This is a genomic window from Natronorubrum marinum (genome assembly GCF_052040125.1).
Classification (GTDB): Archaea; Halobacteriota; Halobacteria; order Halobacteriales; family Natrialbaceae; genus Natronorubrum.
Genome location: NZ_JBPPFV010000002.1, coordinates 45,566 through 64,006 on the forward strand (window position 1 = coordinate 45,566; position 18,441 = coordinate 64,006).

An 18,441-nucleotide genomic window follows, 5' to 3' on the forward strand; every position below is an offset into this window, starting at 1 on the left:
GGTCATCGTCACGGCGTGGAATGGGGAAATTTCCCGCGTTTCAGGAACTCTACGGACGTGTTCGGCGAAACGATGAACGTCGCCGTCTGCTGGCTCCGCGAGCGCCGCGACGAGCCGGACCGTGCCTACTTCCCGGAGGGCAGTCGATAGCTCGCGCCGTCGTCCGTATCCTGCACCTCGATGCCGAGCGCCTCGAGTTCGTCGCGCAACTCGTCGGCCCGGCCGTAGTTCCCGTCCGCTCGCTCCTGTTCGCGGACGTCGAGAACGAGATCGACGACGTCGCCCGCGAGGTCGGCCGTCCCCGTCGTCTCGCCGACGAAGGAGAGCCCGAGGACGGCCCCGAGTTCCTCGAGCGTGTCGACGGCTCGTCGAAGCCCGCGGTAGTCGAACGCTGATCGGTCCTCGAGGTGGGAGTTGACCGCAGTCGCGATCGACAGCAGGGCCGACTGGGCCTCTCGAGTGTTGAAATCGTCGTTCATGGCCTCGACGAACGAATCGCGGGCGTCGTCGACGGCCGCCCGCAGCGACTCGTCGTCGACTTTCGTTCGCGCAGCGGTCGAGTCCACCGCCTCGACGGCCGCGTCGTAGGCGCGCTCGAGTCGGTCCCAGCGCTCCTCGGCTTCGGCGATCGTCTCGTCGGAGTAGAGCTGTTTGCTATTGTACGATCCCGCGGTGAGGAAGGTCCGCAACACGTTCGTTCCCCACTGATCGACGGCCTCGTCGACGGTGACGAAGTTGCCCAGACTCGAGGACATCTTCTCGTCGTCCATCTGGAACAGTTCGCAGTGGAGCCAGTAGTTTGCGAACTGCTGGTCGGTCGCGGCCTCCGATTGGGCGATCTCGTTTTCGTGGTGTGGGAAGACGAGATCCCGGCCGCCGACGTGGAGGTCCAGCGTCTCGTCTAGGTGGGTCATGCTCATCGCCGAGCACTCGATGTGCCAGCCCGGGCGACCCTCGCCCCACGGGGACTCCCAGGTCTGTCCTTCGGGCGCGTGATCGCCGTGGTCGACGCCCTCGTGACGGTGTTCGTGGACGGCGTTCTCGTCGACGCTTCCGGCCTTCCAGAGTGCGAAGTCCGCGGGATGGCGCTTCTCGGTCCGCTCGTCGGGATCGCCCTGGGACTCGATCTCGTCGAGTTCCTGATTCGAGAGTTTGCCGTACTCGTCGAAACTGGTGACGTCGAAGTAGACCGAGCCGTTCGACTCGTAGGCGTAGCCCTTCTCGATCAGCGTCTCGACGAGGTCGACGATTTCGGGGACATGCTCGGAGACGCGGGGATAGACCTCCGCTCGAAGCAAATTGAGCGAGCGCATATCTGCGAGCGTGTGTTCGATGTAGCTCTCCGCGACCGACGCTTCGTCCTCGCCGAGGTCGTCTTCGCCCACGCGGGCGACAATCTTCTCGTTGACGTCGGTGAAGTTCTCGACGTGACGCACGTCGTACCCGAGGTGCTCGAGCCAGCGGTGCATGACGTCGACGTGGACCCACGACCGCGCGTGGCCCAGGTGTGGCGGATCCGAAACCGTCAGGCCACAGTAGTAGAGGAGGACGTTCTCGGGATCCTGTGGCTCGAACGGCTCGCGGTCGCCCGTCAACGTGTTCGTCACGTGCAGGGTCATGACGCTCACTTCCCGCGGCCGAAAGTTAAAGCGTGTCATCTCTCCACGGCGTTAGTCGTGGACTTGAGCGTCGGGCTCCCCTTCGGCCGACAACGTGTCGGAAACGGTGTACTCGCCGTTCGAACGGTGTACTCGCCGTTCGGGTTCACCGTCCCGCGCTTGCGGGCGAGATGATCGTCACCCAACCCCGATAGCGGCTCGAGCCTCGATCCGATTACCCGCCGCTCGACGGAACGACCTCGAGCGCACCCTCGACCGCTCGCAGCGCGTTCGCTCCCTCGAGTCGGTCGACGACGACGACGATCGAATCCCCCCCTGCGGCGGCCACAGTGGGGGTGATCTCCTGGAGGCGCAGGCCCTGCAGGACCGCAGCGAGGGCGGCCGCGTCGACGTCCCCCGTCGCGACGATCGCCGTCCGATCGCCGCCGCTGGGACCGAACGATTCCCCGCCGACGGCGATCAGCGCGTCATCCGATCCGGGGTCGACCGGACCGATCCCGCTTTCCATCCTGACCCGCGCGTCGCAAGCGTCGCGTTCGTACGTCGGCAGTTCCTCGGCATACCGCCGCAGCGCCGTCGCAACCGCGTCGACCTCGCCGTCGATCTCGAGAAACCGGGCGGCGGCGGTGTAGTTCACGACCCCCGCTCGCAGCGCTGTGCGAAGAAACGGATGCCCGTCGGCGGCGCGGCGAGTCTCGGCTGCCAGTGACATATCACAGGCAGCGACCCATATCACTATAAATTCGACGACGTCAACCGACCGAAGCGCGAGGGACGTTAGACCGCGGCGTTTTTGCCTCGAGCGCCCAACCATCGATTATGGATCTGGACGATATCGAGGAACTCATCGAATCGAACCTCGAGGACGCGGACGCCACGGTCACGCACGCACGCGACAAGCACGACGACGATCACCTCGCGGCGACCGTAATCTCGCCGGCGTTCGACGGCGTCCCGCTGGTCCAGCAACACCAGCAGGTCTACGATGCCCTCGGCGACCACATGACGACCGACATCCACGCCCTCGAGCTCTCGACGTACACGCCCGAGGAGTACGACGAGTACGAGGGGTGAACGGCGCGTTTCGGCCGGCGAGTCGGCGCCGCGATCGCTGCAGCCGGAACCGCAGCTTTATCCACCCTACCTGATAGGATATGCGTATGGAATCGCTTCACCCCCGCATCAGGCTGCTCTGGATCGCGCAGGGAGCGATCACGGCGGTCGTCCTCGGCGTCGTCCTCGCGCTCGTCGACCGGTGGATTACCGACGTTCCCACGGTCGCCATCGCCGGCGTCGCCGCGTTCGCACTGCTGCTTGGGATCGTTTACGCCGTCCGCCTCTATCAGGTCTGGAAGTTCGAACTCCAGAACGACGCGCTCTATCTGGAGCGCGGAGTCGTCACGTTCGTCGAGACCGCGGTCCCGTTCGTCCGCGTCCAGCACGTCGACACGCAGTTCGGACCGATCGAACGCGCGCTCGGGCTCTCGAGCGTCGTCGTCTACACCGCGGGTTCGCGAAACGCGGACGTTCGGATTCCGGGGCTGACGCCCGACCGTGCCCGGGATCTGCAGGATACGCTTCGCGAACTCGCCGTCGAGAGCGAAGCCGACGACGCGGTCTGACCGACCATGAATCGACTTCATCCACTGAGCGCGGTCGCGTACGGCCTCCAGTACGGCTTCATCTGGTTATGGGTTCCGATGGTGCTCGTCCTCGTTCTGGGCGGGATCGTCGACCCGATCAGTCCGTCCTGGTTCCCCGTGGCCGCACCGCTCGGGTTCGCCGCCGGCGTCGCCTACGGAGTCGGCTACTACTACCGCTTCGAGTACGGCATCACGCCGGACACGTTCGACGTCGCCTCGGGCGTCTTCGCGCGTCGGTCCCGAGAGATTCCGTACGGCCGCATTCAGAACGTCGACGTTCGACAGGGCGTCTTCCAACGGCTGTTCGGCCTCGCGACCCTCTCGATCGAAACCGCCGGCGGCGGTGCCACCGAAGCCACGTTGAACTTCGTCAGCGAGTCCGAAGCGAACCGGCTCCAAGAGCAGATCCGACGCCGAACGGCCGACGCGAAAGACCGCCGACGCAAGGGCGAGTCGACGACTGCCGAAGGTCGGGTATCGGTCGACGAAACCGGCGAAATGGCAGGTGAAAGCGACGGGACGGGGATGTCCGAGACGGAGCGTTCCGCCGATCCGGACCCAACCGCTCCGTCGCCGGATCCGACCGAGAGCCGAGGGCATCGAACGCCAGCGTACGAACAACCGCGCCGCCGAAAGCTGTTCGACCTCGAGTCCCGAGAACTCCTGCTCTACTCCTTTACGTCGTTCCGACCCGCGGCCGCGGCGGCCGTGCTGGGACTGTTCTTCATCGCGACGGACACGTTCATCCAACTGCTCGTGGCGATCGCTCAGCCGGTCGGCGGTCCAGAATCGATCGGCGAGGGGACGGCCGCCAACTACGGCATCCTGACCCTCGTTTCGATGATCAACGGGATCGTCATCACGTACATGTTGAGCGTCGCCTACACATTCGCCACCTACTACGACTTCCGGCTCGGCCGCGCCGACGAGGACTTCGTCTACGAACGGGGGCTCCTCCAGCGCTACAGCGGGTCGATCCCCGTCGAGAAGGTCCAGTCGGTGACGGTGACGGCCAACCCGCTCCAGCGGCTCATCGGCTACGCCGGACTTTGGGTCGAAACGGCCGGCTACGGCCCCGACAGCAACGGCGGCAGTCAGTCGGCCGTGCCGTTGGCTAAACAGGGTCGCGTCCACCGGTTCACCGAGAACCTGACCGGCGTCGAGACGCCGAAGTTCCGGAGTCCGCCGACGATGGCTCGCCGTCGCTACCTCGTCCGGTACTCGATGGTCGCCGCGGTTGTGGTCGCGATCTTCTTCGGCATCGCGCAGGTGACCGGCCTCGAGCGCTGGTATCTGGCTGCGATCGTCTTCGCGGCGGTGCCCCCCGCGGCGCACCTACAGTACGTCCACCTCGGCTACTACGTCGGCGAGGATCACCTGGTCATCCGCCGCGGCTTCTGGAGTCGCCGAACCACCGTGATCCCCTACTACCGGATCCAGACGGTCTCGACGCAGCGTTCCATCTTCCAGCGCCGGCTCGGGCTGGCGTCGCTGGTCGTCGATACCGCGAGTTCGCGGACGTTCTTCTGGGCGACGCCGACGATCTACGACGTCGACCTCGAGGACGCGCGTGACGTTCAGCGAACCAGTCGCAAACGCCTGCAGTCAGCGCTCCGCGAACGGGCTCGGGACGACGAGCTGGGACTGTCGGTGGACTTCACCTGACGCGGTCTCGTTTTCCACCCGTCGCCGGCGTCGTTTCGGTGGATTTTACCACGCTCACAGCGACGCTCTCCCTATGGGAGACGAAGACACGGACTACCGTATCGAGGAGGACAGTCTCGGCGAGATGCAGGTTCCCAAGGACGCCTACTGGGGCGCACAGACCCAACGGGCCATTCAGAACTTCCCTATTTCGGGCATCTCCTTCAGTCGACGATTCGTCCGCGCGCTCGGCGTCGTCAAGAAGGGTGCCGCACAGGCCAACCGCGACCTCGGCCTGGTCAAGGACGACGTCGCCGAGGCGATCATCGAGGCCGCCGACGAGGTCATCGCCGGCGAACACGACGACCAGTTCCCGGTCGACGTCTTCCAGACCGGCTCGGGTACCTCCTCGAACATGAACGCCAACGAGGTTATCGCCAACCGCGCCGCCGAACTCATGGGCAGCGAGATCGGCGACCGCGTCGTCCACCCCAACGACCACGTCAACTACGGCCAGTCGTCCAACGATGTCATTCCGACCGCGATGCACGTTGCGAGCCTCGAGGCCGTCGAAAAGGACGTCATTCCGGCACTCGACACGCTCCGCGAGGCCCTCGAGCGCAAAGAGGAGGAGTTCGACGACGTCGTCAAGACCGGCCGAACGCACCTGCAGGACGCGACGCCGGTCACCCTCGGTCAGGAGTTCGGCGGCTACCGCACGCAGGTCGAGAAGGGCCTCGGACGCGTGGACAACGTTCGCGAACACCTCGCCGAACTCGCACTGGGCGGCACCGCGACCGGGACCGGCCTCAATACGCACGAGGAGTTCCCCGGCCGCGCTGCCGAGTACATCACCAAAGAGACCGGCGTCCAGTTCCGCGAGGCCGACAACCACTTCGAGGCCCAGGCCGCCCACGACGCGATGAGCGAGGCCCACGGCGCGCTCCGAGTGATTGCGGGCTCGCTGAACAAGATCGCCAACGATCTTCGACTGTTGGCTTCCGGTCCCCGGAACGGGCTCGGCGAGATCGAACAGCCCGAAAACCAGCCCGGCTCGTCGATCATGCCCGGCAAGATCAACCCCGTCGTCGCCGAGGCCGTCAACCAGGTCCACAAACAGGTCGTCGGCAACGACGCCGCGGTTTCCGCCGGCGCCGCGGAGGGCCAGATCGACCTCAACCTCTACAAGCCCGTCCTCGCGCACAACTTCCTCGAGTCCGCCGAACTGATCTCGAACTCGAGTCAGGTCTTCGCCGAGCGCTTCGTCGACCCGCTCGAGGCCAACGCGGAGTACTGCGAAGAGCGCGTCGAGCAGTCGATGGCGATGGCCACCTCGCTCAACGTCCACATCGGCTACGACAAGGCCAGCGAAGTCGCGAAAACCGCACTTAAGGAGGATAAGACGGTTCGCGAGGTCGTCCTCGAGAAGGGCTACCTCAGCGAGGCGGAAGCCGACGAGGTCCTCGATCCCCGAAAGATGACCGAGCGCGGCATTCTCGGTCAGGACGACTGACTCGAGTCGCTACCTGAGCCGATATTTCGGGACTGATCTCTTTCGTATAATTCGAAGCTGACACACTTCTGATACTGTGTCGTGTAACCGAGTCACACGACGTTGCTGTGCGTAGACATGACAGGAAACGGAGTACCCGAGACTGAGTAAACAGGTCGATTGGTCGTTCTTTCTTTCCGTAGCACCTCGGGTAAATCAGCACAGTGAAGCCGAATCACGTCCGTTTCGAACGGAAAAAACAAACCCAAGCAGTTTTGATGGATGCTCGCGTCAGACGAAATATGCACACCTGTCGCAACTGCAACCAGTCCTTCCAGACGGAGCTCGCCCTCGAACTACACCGCGATACGTGCAAAAAGGGACAGCTTTTCTGCCAGGTATGTGGCGACCGATTCCGGGAGGGCGATGCGACCCAGGACGGGTGGCACTTCGAGTGCCCGAACGAGGAGTGTGAGGGTGACGGACTGCAAGAGGACCTGTATCACGTCGACGACGTCCGAGCAGCGACTCACTGATCGAACAACGAACGCTTTCCGACCGAGTCGGTTTTCGACTGCAACTGGTCGCGTCCACACCTTCTTGCGCATCGAGTCCATAAACGAGCTATGGCCGCTGAACACCGCTCTCCTTCCTCGAGCGAGACGGCGGATTCGCAGTCGTCGAACCCGCGTATCGCGTCCGTCGACCCGCGAGCACCGCGGTTCGGCCAATCGATCACGGCGACGCTGTTGCTGATCGGTGTCGTATTTACGCAACCGGTGTTCGTCTACGCCGTGGCAGCGATTCTCGGACTGGCAGTGGTCTCGCGGTGGCGACTCGATTTCTACCGCCTGTGCTGGGAGCACGTCGTGATCCCCGTCCTCGGCCGGCCGGATGAACCCGAACCTGCGGCACCGCACCGGTTCGCGAAACTGCTCGGCGCTGTCGGCGCTGGCACCGCGTCGGTGCTCCTCGCCGTCGGGATTCCGACGGTCGGCTACGCGATCGCCACGGTGGTCGCACTCCTCGCGGGACTTGCGGCCACAACCGGATTCTGTCTCGGCTGCCGGATGTACAGACAGGTATCGTTCCTGCGGTCTCGAAACGTCCTCTAAACGTCGACCGACTCTCTGAGCCGACGCGCACGCATTACTCGAAACTGGACGCTGCGCGCTTGAGTTCTCGGACGGCGTCAGCATCGTTCTCGGCAATTTTGCCGACGAGTTCCCGCGCTCCCGCTTCGACCTCATCGTTCGGAACGACCCGGTTGACGATACCCAGTTCTCGCGCCCGTTCGGGAGCGATCGGCTCGCCCGTGAGAACGATCTCTTTGGCGACTCTGGTTCCCGTAATCGCCTCGATATACGGAACCGTCTCCGTCGGAGCGATACCGAACTGTACCTCCGGCAGGGCGAGTTTGGTCTCCTCCCCGAGCACGAGGAAGTCACACCGCAGGGAGAGGATGAACCCGATCCCGATGAGGGCACCGCGGGCCGCGACCGCGGTCGGATACGGTCTCGAGGTGAGAAATTCGCAGATTTCGGCGGTCAGCGCACCGATCTCGTCCGCGTACTTCTCGTCGTAAGCGGGGTCGGCGACGATCTCTCGGTCCATGCCGGCGCAGGTCACGTCGCCGGCACCCGTGACGACGAGTCCACCGATCTCGTCTTCGGGGAGATCGACGAGCGCGTCTCGGACGGCGGAGCGCAACTCGAGGGTGATAGCGTTGAGCTTCTCCGGCCGATTCAGTGTGACCGTCGCGATACCCTCGACGAGGTCGACGTCGACGAGTGGTGGTGAAGCCATATTCACCCGTCTACACAGTCGCTGTTAATTCCCCGCGGAACGGCTCCCCGACGGCACGAACTCGACTCGAAACCGAGCGACGTCGACCCGCGACGAAAGCCACCGTTCGCGCGTCGTCTCGCTTACGCTACAATCAGGGGGTTCGATTTCAAACACCGTCCTCCATCTCGATCGCCGTGTCAGTCCGTGACCGTCCGTACCAGAGTCGCTCAAGTCCGTTGCCGCCGTCGTGTGTCGGAGTTCAGCTTGTGATCTCACCCTCGAACGAGTCCCGCGCACGGATTGAACCGAGGGATCGCTTGGCACCATTTCGATATATCACTATGTAGTTTACAAGTCCCACAACTACCACCGATCGCAAGGGAATGTGTAGCGGTAACACGACTCTAGCAGCGTCGCCATCGGCTTCTGAAGACGAATGGTATTCCGAACAGCGACGGTATCGCACACACGACGTCGACCGCTGACGGCCGACGGACCAGAACGGATCATCCGACGCCAGTCCCCGTTCGGAACCAACGTTCTCTCTCCACGAAGGAGCCCCGCCGATACCCGCAGCCGTGTCCAGTGGAGCCACTAACGCCCTATCGAGACGCGCTAAGGCCCCATTCAAACGCCACGTGCTACCGGAACCCCCTCTCCGACGCGACAGCTGCGCAGGCGTCCTCGAGAACCGATCCGAGAGTCGATATTGAGACGATCCACACTACCTCGCCGGCACATCCATCTTCCGTCCCTACACCCCGCTGAACTCGCTCGAGACGCTGGGTCGACTCGCGAGGGGCGAAGATACCGCATAGACGAGGACAATTCCTGGTAGGCGAACCCTCCCGTCGGTTTCGCAGTTACCACCACCCCGTAGACGCTTCGAGACCGTGCCTGTCCGTCCACAGTTCGTCCTCGGCCGGTGGCCGTCAATATGTCTTCCGCGCCGTCTGAAGCGGTGCAAAACACCGTGTCGAGTAGCCAGCAGGGTAACCCTCCGTTTGACTCTCCGATGGCCTCGGCGTGCCCCACCGGTCTCACTATCAATCACCGAACGAGATGGAAATAATTCCGAAGGACGGCAAGCTACACTGGCCCGTCGTCCCCGTATCGGTGCTGGATCGACCCATCCTCTCGTAACGGCGCCATATGGCCGCTGAGGCGATTTTATCGATGTTCGAACTATGTGTGTGAAACTACGTTCCGACCGCCTACACCGGCTCGAGGAAGCGCTCAGGCAGGGCCAAATCGCTATCGCTCCTCGACAGACCGGGAACTGGGGTCGTACCGATCGCGGCTACGCGTGCATCGACTCCGATTACCGCGTGACATCGTGAACTGGCATGCTGACTACGGAACAGAGACACGACTCGAGTCGGCCCGGATCCGTTCGGAGTACACGCTGATCGGCGCGTTGTGAGGAACGAGGCTCGGTCCCAGTCGAACGACTCCAGCGAACCGTGTGTCCTCTAGGGCCTCACTCGTGCGAGCCACGGACGTGACGGCCCCGCCGTACCGATAGGGGGTATTCTCGATGAAGTGATCGACCGGCAGCCACTTCAGTGTCGGCTCGATGATGGTCTCGAAATTTCGAGTGCGATATCGACTCCAGTAGCGGGCCGTCTCGGGCCGCGATCGGTCGTCGAAATTCACCCTAAAAACAGCCCACCGTTTCCGCTCAATCGCGATACCAATCTAGGCATATTTCCCTCTAGTCACAGTCGAAATAATGCGATAGTTTTCACGAATTCTTCCCTGCTATTTACTTCTAAAAACACACGATATAACACATCTGTGATAATTATTTCGGCGTGCTAATTAGGCGTCTATTCGTGGGTTTGGTCGCCCGATACTGAACTCCAGTTACCGCAAACGAACTCGATATCTAGAACTGTGGTCCCAGAACGCACCATTTTTAATCCCGAATTGTGTCCCTTTCCAAAAACCAATCCAGAACAGTAGGTCTACATTTGGCGCAAATCTCGACCCACAAGAAGAGATAAAAACACTTAGCTCGAATAATGGGTAGATTAATACTCACCGCGTTTGATGGGTGTTGTATGAGCGATTCGGCGGACACCGACCGAACCACCGTCAAAACCTACGTCCCGTCCTACCAGAAATCTGAATGGCAGTCTCACGCCGACGATCTGGGGATGAGTCAGGCCGAGTTCGTTCGAACGATGGTGCAAGCCGGTCGAAGGGGGTTCGATACCGACTCTGAGGAACCCCATTCTCCGGACCCAAACCCTGGGGGTAACGGCCTCGAAACACGGGTCCTCAAACTACTCGAGTCTGACACGTATTCCTGGGACGAGTTGCTCGAAGCGGTGTCGGACGACATCGAGTCACGGCTCGACGAAACGCTCGAGGAACTCCAGGCGAACAACCGGGTTCGATACAGCGGACGCCACGGCGGGTACACCGCCGTCGACGGTGGTGTCGATGGCGACTGAACGCGGGACCGACGTCCCGGCGGACGTGACGGATCCGATCGCGTACTTCCTCGACGACCAACGCTATCACGGCAAGAGCGAACGGACGCTCGAGGCCTACGACCGAGTCCTCAGGCGGTTCGAGGCGTTCGTAAGTGAGCGCTTTGACGTTGATCAGGTGGGGGCAGCCCAGCGACGGGAGTGTATGGCCTGGATCCACTCCCTTCGAGGGGGGTTCGAACCGAGCACGATCGCGACCTACGCGTCGTATCTCAACCGGTTTTACGACTACATGAACCGCGTCGGGGTCTTCGACGACAACCCGATGGCCCTAGTCATGGAGGAGCTGTCCGAATCGATCGATACGAACCCGACGAGGCGGGATATCTCGGTTCCGGAAATGCGGGAATTTGTCGCCACGATCGACCATCCATTAGAGCGGGCCGTCGTGGTCACCCTATTGAAGACGGGGATGCGCGTCGGCGAGTGCTGCAACCTCGATCTACAGGACCTGAACCTCGAGACGCCCGAAATCGACCGCGAGTGGGACCCGCGCGTCGGACTCGAGCGGCGGCCATCGTCAGTGTTCGTCGCCGCGGCACCCGCTCGCGGTGCGACCGTCAACGGCGAGGAACGAACGGCGTCGAACAAACGCAAGCGGGACACGGTCGTCCCCGTCGACGACGAACTCCGTCGGGCGCTCCTCGAGTGGCTAGCGATCCGCCCGGACCCCGTTTCGGACGCCGACCCGCTCTTTCTCGATACCGGCGAGTCGTGGGGCGAGCGCCTGACGCCGTCGGACGTGCGCTATATCGTCGAAAAACACGCTCGAGAGCGCGGCTGGTATCGCACGGGTGGCGGGACACAGGAGAACGTCACCCCTCACTACTTCCGGCACTTTTTCACGACTCACCTGCGGGACCGAACGGGGGACCGCGGTATCGTCCAGTATCTCCGGGGAGACGTGGCCGGCGACGTGATCGATACGTACACCCACAACTGGGGTGATCGCGTTCGGGAGACGTACCTCGAGCACATCTACGCCGTCAGTCGATAAATCGCGGAGAGCGGTATCGACCGCGGAGTAGCCTGTCACCGACACCGATACTCAGACGCTCTCACGACTATTCTCTGGTTACTGGCCCCACTATCTGAGAAAATAACTACACACGTCGTAATTTGTCGTGTTCGAAAGTAGTCCTCTAAACTGTATTTCGCTATATCTAATTGTCGGTGGACTGTTCCAGAGGTTGACTGTTTGAGTTGCACTACAAATAATCTGGATAAAATCAAGATGGAGATCATATGTTTAGAAAAAGCGCGCTATCGGCCGGTTATTCCCCAGTATGGATACTGATCATCACCGTCAATTCTCACGCAAACTCCCTATATTCTACAAAATAGCGGATAGCTGCCGCTCACACATCCGACAGAACCCGGAAAAGAATTGGAAACGCTACCCTCCCGGATCAAACAGACAAAATCCGACCAACTCCACAATCTCTCCCGCACGCAGCGGGGGTTTCTCACCGAGGTCAACGTTGACCTCATCTCGCAGCACGAAATTCGCAAGTCGCCAGACGTTGTACATCATCACCCCGACTACAAAGTATAGGAACCGGATGCGGTAATCCTTTGATGCACACGTCGGCAAGAAGTGATTTTTGATCGATTTATATTCGTTCTCGATCTGCCATCGTTTTCGATACTGCGTGGTCAGCGCCATTGCCCGGTCCGGCGACACTTCCGCGTTCGTCGTGAAGATCGCGTAATTCTCCTCAATGATCTCCTCCTGATCCAGCTTCGTATCCTTCGGTACGTACATGATGCTCACATCATGCGTGCGTCCATCTACGGTCAACGTGGCATGCTCGACCTTCACGTCGGATACTGGATCGCTCGCTGTCTTCCTGATACCCTCCTTGTCGGCTTTCGCTTGCACCCTCTTTCCGAGAACATACTGGCCTCCGCGTCGGTCGATTACATCCCGTACTTCGTACTTATCGAATTCACGGTCAGCGAAAACCTTGTGGATGTCCACATGCTGTTCGGCTTGTTCCAGCAGTCGGTCAACGAGTTCGCCCCGCGTTCGGGTTTCAATCTCATCGGACTCCCACCATCGATTGTCGCGTACCGGCTCGATACCGACGACGATTGGCGTATCCTCGGCAATCACCGTGACCGTCGCAAACTTATACCCGCGTTCGTGGCTCTCCTTCAAACCAGACACCATCTTCGGATAATCCTCTTTCGGATACACCTCCCGCTTACTCCCGTCGCGATACGTGAGTAACGTGGGCTTTTCTCGCCAATCTACCTCGTTCTCGTCGCGAAATGGCGATGGCCAGAAGTTCCAGTGCGTGATGTCGATAGCCAGTTTGACAGGCTGTTGTAGCCCTTTTCGGTCGCGGCCCGCGATTTCATCCAGTTGCTTCTCAACGCCCGCATGGAACGCGGGTAACACCTCATCACGGATACGTTTCCAGTCTGGCGGCCGCTGACCCTCAGTATACTGGTCGAGATCGGTTTGCGAATTAGGGTCAGCGACTTTTTTCATCGTTCGATTATGCGAGGACCCGTGCGGCACCTCATCTCGCTCGCTGAGACGGGCAAACCGACGGCTTGGCGTCGTCGTACCCGCTTTTGCCATATTTAAATACCCCTGTCGCTCAAAATAGGCCTCCAGTGCGAACTTCGCGTTCGAAGCGCGGTCGGCACTGAACTCGTCGAAGCCGAGTTCGGTTGCTTTCCCCACTGCATCCATAATCGTCTCCTCTTCAATGTCGGTTCCGCGAATCTCCTCAGGATCAAGCGCGGGCGCAACACCCATTAGATCATGTTCCTCACCGAGTTCACGGATACGACGAGCGGCCTTCTTGATGAGGAGTCGGTCATCGAGGGAAAACCGCTCCCGCCAGTTGTAGCTAATTGCACCCTGAGTAGGAGGACGAGGCATCTCGAATCGGACGTACACGTATGATGCACCCCTGAGTCGGCGTTTCAGTTCCTCTTGGGAAATGTCCATCACCCGCTGATAGAGAAACATTCTGACGACACTTTCGAGGCTAAACGTAGAAGAGCGATCATACCCAGTGAACCAGTCTTCGTCAATATCGAGATTCGCGATAATAGGCGCGATATGGCCGCGTAGATGGCAGAGATCCTCGGCTTGCTCAGTGAGAGCCGCCACTATCTCATCGGCGTCGTCGGCCGCCGCGTCCGATTCTGGGTCTGCCATTTCGTTGGTGAATTGATTAGTCTAATTTTGACTTAGCGTCCGGTGCCGAGCTTCCATTTTTCCAGTTAGAAGCGGCGGTCGGCGCGAGCATAAAGAATCATGAGTAGACTATAGTCTATTTTAGATTATAGTCAAATTTAGAGTATACTTCAGATTTATACTCCGCTCTAAGAAACCCCACTGTGATGGCCATTGATCGCCACGAGTTCCTCAAAAAGCGCGGCGCGATTGAGTTACTCTGCGAGATTGATCCTCGCGGGTCCCGTTGGAAGGAATTAGAGCCCGAGCTTAGTGGGATAATTAGCAAACAAACACTCGCAACTCGGTTAGAACAAGGTCGCGACGTGTCGCTTCTCGACCGTGAACCGACTGATAGTGAAACAGGTTCTACAAATCTTCATGTCTTCTCTCCCGAGGGAGCCACGCTTCGGCTGATATTAGAAAAGTCGGGAACCGTTAGAGCCTATCACCAATTTAAACGGTCCCACAACGAGTTTTACAACAAATCCGAACAGATACAGCACTGGGCACGACGAGAGTTAGATACGTTTCGGCCAGCACAACACGAGGAGAATTTTGAGTTACTGAAAGAAACTAATGAGATCCCCTATCCAGACGCCCCGTCCTCCGCTGAAAACGCCGAGACTGGTAACAGTTCGGACGGGTAGTTCAATAATGATTACGTATTGATATAAGGGGGACCGCGTGGCAGTCTAGAAATTCCATTCTTCGTTAGAGGTTTTCCGAAACTAGGGTGCTGTATGTATGGAGTAGATGCTAGGACGTGTTGCATCCAGTGAGTCGGAAAAATGGAAACTCCACGGTTCCACTTATGCACTGGTTTGTGGTGCCATTTCGCATGATCACGGACGCCCGCGTGCTCGAACCCGAGTTCGTGCCACAAGAAGTGGCCTACCGAGACGCCGAAATCGATGCACTCGCGAGCGCTCTCGACCCGATCACCCGCGGCGAAACTCCCGAGCCGGTCTTTCTCTTCGGCCCCTCGGGAACTGGCAAAACCTGTATCGCGAAATATGCGCTCGACCGCCTACACGAAACCATCATTGACCTCTCCCACCAGTACGTGAACTGCTGGGGTGATTACACCCGGTACAAAACGTTATATCGGGTACTCGAAGGGGTCGACAAGGCACTGGATGTCCACCGCCAATCCACGCCGACCGACGCGCTACTCGACCGAGTGTACGAGTACGACGGGCCACCGTACGTGGTGATCCTCGATGAAGTCGATCAACTCGCCGACGTGGACGTGCTGTACGACCTGTACCGGGCGCACAACCTTTCAATGGTACTGATCGCGAACCGGGAAGAGGATGTGTTCGTACAACTCGATGAACGACTTCAAAGCCGCCTCCAATCGGCGACTCGCATTCGATTCGACCGGTACGAGATGGATGCCCTCGTCGGAATTCTTCGCGACCGCGTACGCTGGGGCCTCCGCGAGGACGCCGTCTCAGATAAAATCCTTCGGCGGATCGCGGATGCGGCGGCGGGCGATGCGCGGATTGCGATTGGAATTCTCCGCCGCGCAGCCCAGCATGCAACCGAACAGGAACTGGAGACAGTGACCGAGAGGATCGTTGATAGCGCGGTCCCAAAAGCGAAAACGGAACTTACGCAGAAGAATATCGAGAAACTGAACGACGATCAGCGAGTCCTGTACGAAATTATTTCCGACCACGGGGAAATCGACCCTCCCGATCTCTACAACGAGTATCGGAACCGGGTTGACGATTCGAAAACTGACCGTATGCTTCGGTATTATCTCCAGAAGATGCAACACTACAATCTTATCGTCGCTGACGGCGAGAATCGGGGACGAACCTATCGTGTTGTGGACTCTGAAAAATAACCGGTTCACGGCAAATCGTCGTGCGGTTTCGGTTTCCACCTCGACGATTGATCTGGAGTGGTCGATTCGGTACGTACATCTGCGAAGTTATCGGTTGACAGTTGCAATTTGAAACAGGATAGCATCTATAATCATTGGGACACAAGATAGTCGTATGACAGATGACCGTTCAGAAGGGAAGTCAGAAACGTCCCAATCAGACCCTCGTAATACCCAAATGACGACTTCATTTGGTTCGTCACTCAGAACGGACTACCGTGTTCTGGGACTAACTCTCACAGTTATCCTGTTTTTCGTAGCCGCAGTAGGATACACCTCAGGCGACTATTCGCTCTTAATGACCGTATTACTTCTTACAATTGCCTTTCTCAGCACAGCCATTCCTTTCACATATAATTCATTTAGACAGAGATAGCAGACGGAGTTGGTTGACTTCTACTCACTTCGGTAACGGCTTCCCTACGCTTAACGAAACACCGCTGTTCTTAACAATCGTACCACTTGTCAACTGCTCCTTCTTGGGTTAATGTCATTCCGATATTTCCCATATTGCATCCACTATCTCGGGAATGGCTAGGTGTGTATTCCCAAGATTTGGAATTGCCATTTGAAGTGAAGACAAAAATTTCTAGTGGCTTTTGATTGACATCCCCTGCTCTACCAAATTGGTCTAACTCAAGTGAAAATACGTGACTAAACAACTGTTCCTCTTCATCATCAGTTAGGAGAACTGCCACATCCACAGGCTGCCCAGAAGCATTATCAACGAGTATCTCAATCCCATCTTCGCTAGAAGCACACCCCGCGACCATTGTGCAAGCCGTGACACTAACGCTGTGTAGTAGATTTCTTCGAGATAAGACAGGTGTTGAAGATTTTGTCGTTTGATTACCGCTCATAAATAATATTAACACTCATTGAATAAAAAACTTCGGACTGGTTCTGTCTCACTTCTGGTATCGGCCAGTTCAAGTTGGATTATGTGGAGAGCAAAGCAACACCGAATTGAATCTCATCCGTAGTACCAATCTGGATGGAGGAGGTAGATGATTAGTTGATCGACATATCCTCTATATTCAGCAGGTCGTTTCTGACGCCTATCCGAGAGGTGGGTAGCTGCTCCAGTAACGCCTTCGCCTCTACTGATCGGGTGTTTCAAAGCCAGTTCTAAATAAAGAAACGGGGTTATCGACTACTGTTACGCGTCCGGCGGGGTGAGCGACTTCATTTTGAAATCCGACTTGGCCACGTACCGTCCTGCGAGAACCGCAAGCTCGCGCGTTCGCTCGATATCTGCGAGGTTGTGCAACAGGAGTTGCTCCCACGCCTCGTTCTCATGCGCGGTCACCGCGCTCTCGCTCTCCGCGAACGGGTCGCAATGCTCACCGCCAACGAGTTCGTCGTAGACGCCCTCAAGATTGTTCACGTCGCCTGTGTCGAATCGCTCGTACACGGTCATCACGTCCGCATACGCGACATCCGGAAACGGCCAGTCCACTTCCCGGCGGACGCACGCGCGGCGAAGAAACGGGAGATCGAATCCCCCTTTCCATGTTTCGCCGTGATACGCGGTTAGGTAGTGGCGGTCGCCGTCAATGCGCTTGTGGGCGAATTCGCCGAGTGCGGTGAGCAAGCTGCGCTCGTCGGAATGCGTGGAGACGCGGATGTTTGAGCCGGATTCGTGTTCGACGGCGGTTTCAAGGCGAGAGGCGTCGGCCTCGCGTCCGGTCGTGTTTAATCCGAGCCATGCGCCCATGTCGGTGGCAAGTCCGGCGACGGTGAGTGTTGCACTCGGTTCGAGCCCCGAGGTTTCGATATCGAATGCTATGGGTGTTAATCCTCCCATGTATACATGCTGGGATGCGGGGTGCAGTAAGGCTAGGCGGCGGATTTCCAGTTTTCCACTGTGCCGCGTTGAGGAACGTTCGCCCTTGTGTTCTCGGCGGCATCCAGTTCTAATAGGTGAAAAATTCTGTATCTGCGGGCGTGTGGTTCAGGAGTTGTCATCTGTCTCACTGAAGTGATGCGGATGGAGCGCAGGCGTTAATATGTCAGCGAGAGACTGGTTTGTAGAAATCCAAACAGCCAACCTCTGGTTCAGCGTTCGAATGGTAGCAATAGAACGATACAGCCGCTCTCAGGCCGCTTCCCAACGAATAATGGAGACGCCGTGTCCCGACGCACGGAGATGTTCTCGTCTTGGATCGACTATAGACTGACAGATAGCTCTCGAACTGGCCCAAGTGCCCCGATATCAGACGGCTTCGGCGCGAGCGTTGACCGCATCGAAGATTCGCGGGACGAACCCCTCCGCGAGCGGCGACAGTTCGTAGACGCGACTCCCGCCGTCGCGGAACTTGCCGACCAGTCCCGCATCCTCGAGCGCGTTGAGGTGGTGATACAGATCGTTCTGTCGACGGTCGAGCAGCTCCGCCAGTTCGCCACTCCGCACCTGTCCCTCCTCGGAGAGCAGATACAGAATCGTAAATCGGGTCGGTTCACCCATCACCGACAGTCGGTTTACCTCTCGCTCAAGGTCGAGGGTTCCCTCGAGGAGTTCCGACTCGATGCGGTCCTGGGCGGCCGTTCGTTGGTTCGTTGGGACCTCTCGTTCGCTCATACCTGTCTCTAGGCGTCCAGGGCACTTAGAATTAATCGTTATTAAGACACCGAGCCGATACGAACGTTTACCTGATAGTGGTCTGG

General features: G+C 59.0%; 17 protein-coding genes. 10 read left to right on the top strand and 7 right to left on the bottom strand.

Annotated elements, in window-relative coordinates; translation table 11 throughout:
* Positions 1-125: 125 nt before the first annotated feature.
* Together cysS and ACSFC5_RS09890 are read right to left on the bottom strand one after the other, a co-directional pair.
* A complete protein-coding gene (gene cysS, locus ACSFC5_RS09885) occupies positions 126-1,619 on the bottom strand; it encodes a cysteine--tRNA ligase (RefSeq protein WP_440766296.1) in 1,494 nt (497 codons plus the stop codon).
* A 214-nt stretch (positions 1,620-1,833) separates the two neighbouring features.
* Positions 1,834-2,331, bottom strand: coding sequence for a DUF7523 family protein (locus ACSFC5_RS09890; protein WP_440765085.1), 498 nt, complete (start codon positions 2,329-2,331; stop codon positions 1,834-1,836).
* Positions 2,332-2,438: 107 nt separating this feature from the next.
* On the opposite strand from ACSFC5_RS09890, the gene ACSFC5_RS09895 reads away from it, so the two are divergent.
* From ACSFC5_RS09895 to ACSFC5_RS09920, 6 genes are all read left to right on the top strand, one after another.
* Complete coding sequence (locus ACSFC5_RS09895; RefSeq protein ID WP_440765086.1) at positions 2,439-2,693, top strand: BolA family protein; 255 nt, start codon at positions 2,439-2,441, stop codon at positions 2,691-2,693.
* Positions 2,694-2,779: 86 nt separating this feature from the next.
* Positions 2,780-3,241, top strand: a complete 462-nt coding sequence (locus tag ACSFC5_RS09900) for a PH domain-containing protein (RefSeq protein WP_440765087.1) — start codon at positions 2,780-2,782, stop codon at positions 3,239-3,241.
* Positions 3,242-3,247: 6 nt separating this feature from the next.
* Positions 3,248-4,927 (top strand): PH domain-containing protein, encoded by a 1,680-nt coding sequence (locus ACSFC5_RS09905; protein WP_440765088.1) that lies wholly within the window; start codon positions 3,248-3,250, stop codon positions 4,925-4,927.
* Between the two features lie 73 nt (positions 4,928-5,000).
* Positions 5,001-6,419, top strand: a complete 1,419-nt coding sequence (locus tag ACSFC5_RS09910; RefSeq protein WP_440765089.1) for a class II fumarate hydratase — start codon at positions 5,001-5,003, stop codon at positions 6,417-6,419.
* 281 nt (positions 6,420-6,700) lie between these two features.
* The gene (locus ACSFC5_RS09915) at positions 6,701-6,934 is read left to right on the top strand and encodes a transcriptional regulator (RefSeq protein WP_440765090.1); all 234 of its coding nucleotides are present in this window, start codon (positions 6,701-6,703) and stop codon (positions 6,932-6,934) included.
* Between the two features lie 90 nt (positions 6,935-7,024).
* Positions 7,025-7,513, top strand: coding sequence for a DUF4395 domain-containing protein (locus ACSFC5_RS09920; protein WP_440765091.1), 489 nt, complete (start codon positions 7,025-7,027; stop codon positions 7,511-7,513).
* 34 nt (positions 7,514-7,547) lie between these two features.
* Here ACSFC5_RS09920 and ACSFC5_RS09925 read toward each other — a convergent pair whose 3' ends face one another.
* The gene (locus tag ACSFC5_RS09925) at positions 7,548-8,204 is read right to left on the bottom strand and encodes an enoyl-CoA hydratase/isomerase family protein (RefSeq protein ID WP_440765092.1); all 657 of its coding nucleotides are present in this window, start codon (positions 8,202-8,204) and stop codon (positions 7,548-7,550) included.
* A gap of 2,045 nt (positions 8,205-10,249) precedes the next feature.
* Here ACSFC5_RS09925 and ACSFC5_RS09930 point away from each other — a divergent pair.
* Both ACSFC5_RS09930 and ACSFC5_RS09935 read left to right on the top strand, forming a co-directional pair.
* Positions 10,250-10,645, top strand: coding sequence for a DUF5805 domain-containing protein (locus tag ACSFC5_RS09930; RefSeq protein WP_440765093.1), 396 nt, complete (start codon positions 10,250-10,252; stop codon positions 10,643-10,645).
* Entirely contained in the window at positions 10,635-11,681 is a 1,047-nt protein-coding gene (locus tag ACSFC5_RS09935; protein WP_440765094.1) for a tyrosine-type recombinase/integrase, read from the top strand. Before ACSFC5_RS09930 ends, ACSFC5_RS09935 begins: the two co-directional genes overlap by 11 nt.
* 399 nt (positions 11,682-12,080) lie before the next feature.
* Here ACSFC5_RS09935 and ACSFC5_RS09940 read toward each other — a convergent pair whose 3' ends face one another.
* Positions 12,081-13,862 carry a transposase gene (locus tag ACSFC5_RS09940; protein ID WP_440765095.1) on the bottom strand — a complete coding sequence of 594 codons (1,782 nt, stop codon included), beginning with the start codon at positions 13,860-13,862 and terminating at the stop codon, positions 12,081-12,083.
* Between the two features lie 185 nt (positions 13,863-14,047).
* Between ACSFC5_RS09940 and ACSFC5_RS09945 the strand changes: the two genes are divergently transcribed.
* Together ACSFC5_RS09945 and ACSFC5_RS09950 are read left to right on the top strand one after the other, a co-directional pair.
* Complete coding sequence (locus tag ACSFC5_RS09945) at positions 14,048-14,530, top strand: hypothetical protein (RefSeq protein WP_440765096.1); 483 nt, start codon at positions 14,048-14,050, stop codon at positions 14,528-14,530.
* Between the two features lie 128 nt (positions 14,531-14,658).
* A complete protein-coding gene (locus tag ACSFC5_RS09950) occupies positions 14,659-15,735 on the top strand; it encodes a Cdc6/Cdc18 family protein (protein WP_440765097.1) in 1,077 nt (358 codons plus the stop codon).
* A gap of 485 nt (positions 15,736-16,220) precedes the next feature.
* On the opposite strand, the gene ACSFC5_RS09955 is transcribed toward ACSFC5_RS09950, so the two are convergent.
* The 3 genes from ACSFC5_RS09955 to ACSFC5_RS09965 form a co-directional block, all read right to left on the bottom strand.
* On the bottom strand, positions 16,221-16,634 hold the full coding sequence (locus ACSFC5_RS09955) for a hypothetical protein (RefSeq protein ID WP_440765098.1): 414 nt from the start codon (positions 16,632-16,634) through the stop codon (positions 16,221-16,223).
* Positions 16,635-16,933: 299 nt separating this feature from the next.
* Positions 16,934-17,581: a hypothetical protein gene (locus ACSFC5_RS09960; protein ID WP_440765099.1), complete on the bottom strand. Its 648-nt coding sequence runs from the start codon at positions 17,579-17,581 to the stop codon at positions 16,934-16,936.
* Between the two features lie 408 nt (positions 17,582-17,989).
* Positions 17,990-18,355: an ArsR/SmtB family transcription factor gene (locus tag ACSFC5_RS09965; protein ID WP_440765100.1), complete on the bottom strand. Its 366-nt coding sequence runs from the start codon at positions 18,353-18,355 to the stop codon at positions 17,990-17,992.
* Between the last annotated feature and the right edge of the window lie 86 nt (positions 18,356-18,441).

Bases quoted from the DNA above. Each gene is read 5' to 3' on its own strand.
- cysS (WP_440766296.1), bottom strand. From the start codon at position 1,619: ATGACCCTGCACGTGACGAACACGTTGACGGGCGACCGCGAGCCGTTC.
- ACSFC5_RS09960 (WP_440765099.1), bottom strand. From the start codon at position 17,581: ATGGGAGGATTAACACCCATAGCATTCGATATCGAAACCTCGGGGCTC.
- ACSFC5_RS09965 (WP_440765100.1), bottom strand. From the start codon at position 18,355: ATGAGCGAACGAGAGGTCCCAACGAACCAACGAACGGCCGCCCAGGAC.
- ACSFC5_RS09920 (WP_440765091.1), top strand. From the start codon at position 7,025: ATGGCCGCTGAACACCGCTCTCCTTCCTCGAGCGAGACGGCGGATTCG.
- ACSFC5_RS09955 (WP_440765098.1), bottom strand. From the start codon at position 16,634: ATGAGCGGTAATCAAACGACAAAATCTTCAACACCTGTCTTATCTCGA.
- ACSFC5_RS09910 (WP_440765089.1), top strand. From the start codon at position 5,001: ATGGGAGACGAAGACACGGACTACCGTATCGAGGAGGACAGTCTCGGC.
- ACSFC5_RS09945 (WP_440765096.1), top strand. From the start codon at position 14,048: ATGGCCATTGATCGCCACGAGTTCCTCAAAAAGCGCGGCGCGATTGAG.
- ACSFC5_RS09915 (WP_440765090.1), top strand. From the start codon at position 6,701: ATGCACACCTGTCGCAACTGCAACCAGTCCTTCCAGACGGAGCTCGCC.
- ACSFC5_RS09900 (WP_440765087.1), top strand. From the start codon at position 2,780: ATGGAATCGCTTCACCCCCGCATCAGGCTGCTCTGGATCGCGCAGGGA.
- ACSFC5_RS09905 (WP_440765088.1), top strand. From the start codon at position 3,248: ATGAATCGACTTCATCCACTGAGCGCGGTCGCGTACGGCCTCCAGTAC.
- ACSFC5_RS09895 (WP_440765086.1), top strand. From the start codon at position 2,439: ATGGATCTGGACGATATCGAGGAACTCATCGAATCGAACCTCGAGGAC.
- ACSFC5_RS09925 (WP_440765092.1), bottom strand. From the start codon at position 8,204: ATGGCTTCACCACCACTCGTCGACGTCGACCTCGTCGAGGGTATCGCG.
- ACSFC5_RS09935 (WP_440765094.1), top strand. From the start codon at position 10,635: ATGGCGACTGAACGCGGGACCGACGTCCCGGCGGACGTGACGGATCCG.
- ACSFC5_RS09930 (WP_440765093.1), top strand. From the start codon at position 10,250: ATGAGCGATTCGGCGGACACCGACCGAACCACCGTCAAAACCTACGTC.
- ACSFC5_RS09940 (WP_440765095.1), bottom strand. From the start codon at position 13,862: ATGGCAGACCCAGAATCGGACGCGGCGGCCGACGACGCCGATGAGATA.
- ACSFC5_RS09890 (WP_440765085.1), bottom strand. From the start codon at position 2,331: ATGTCACTGGCAGCCGAGACTCGCCGCGCCGCCGACGGGCATCCGTTT.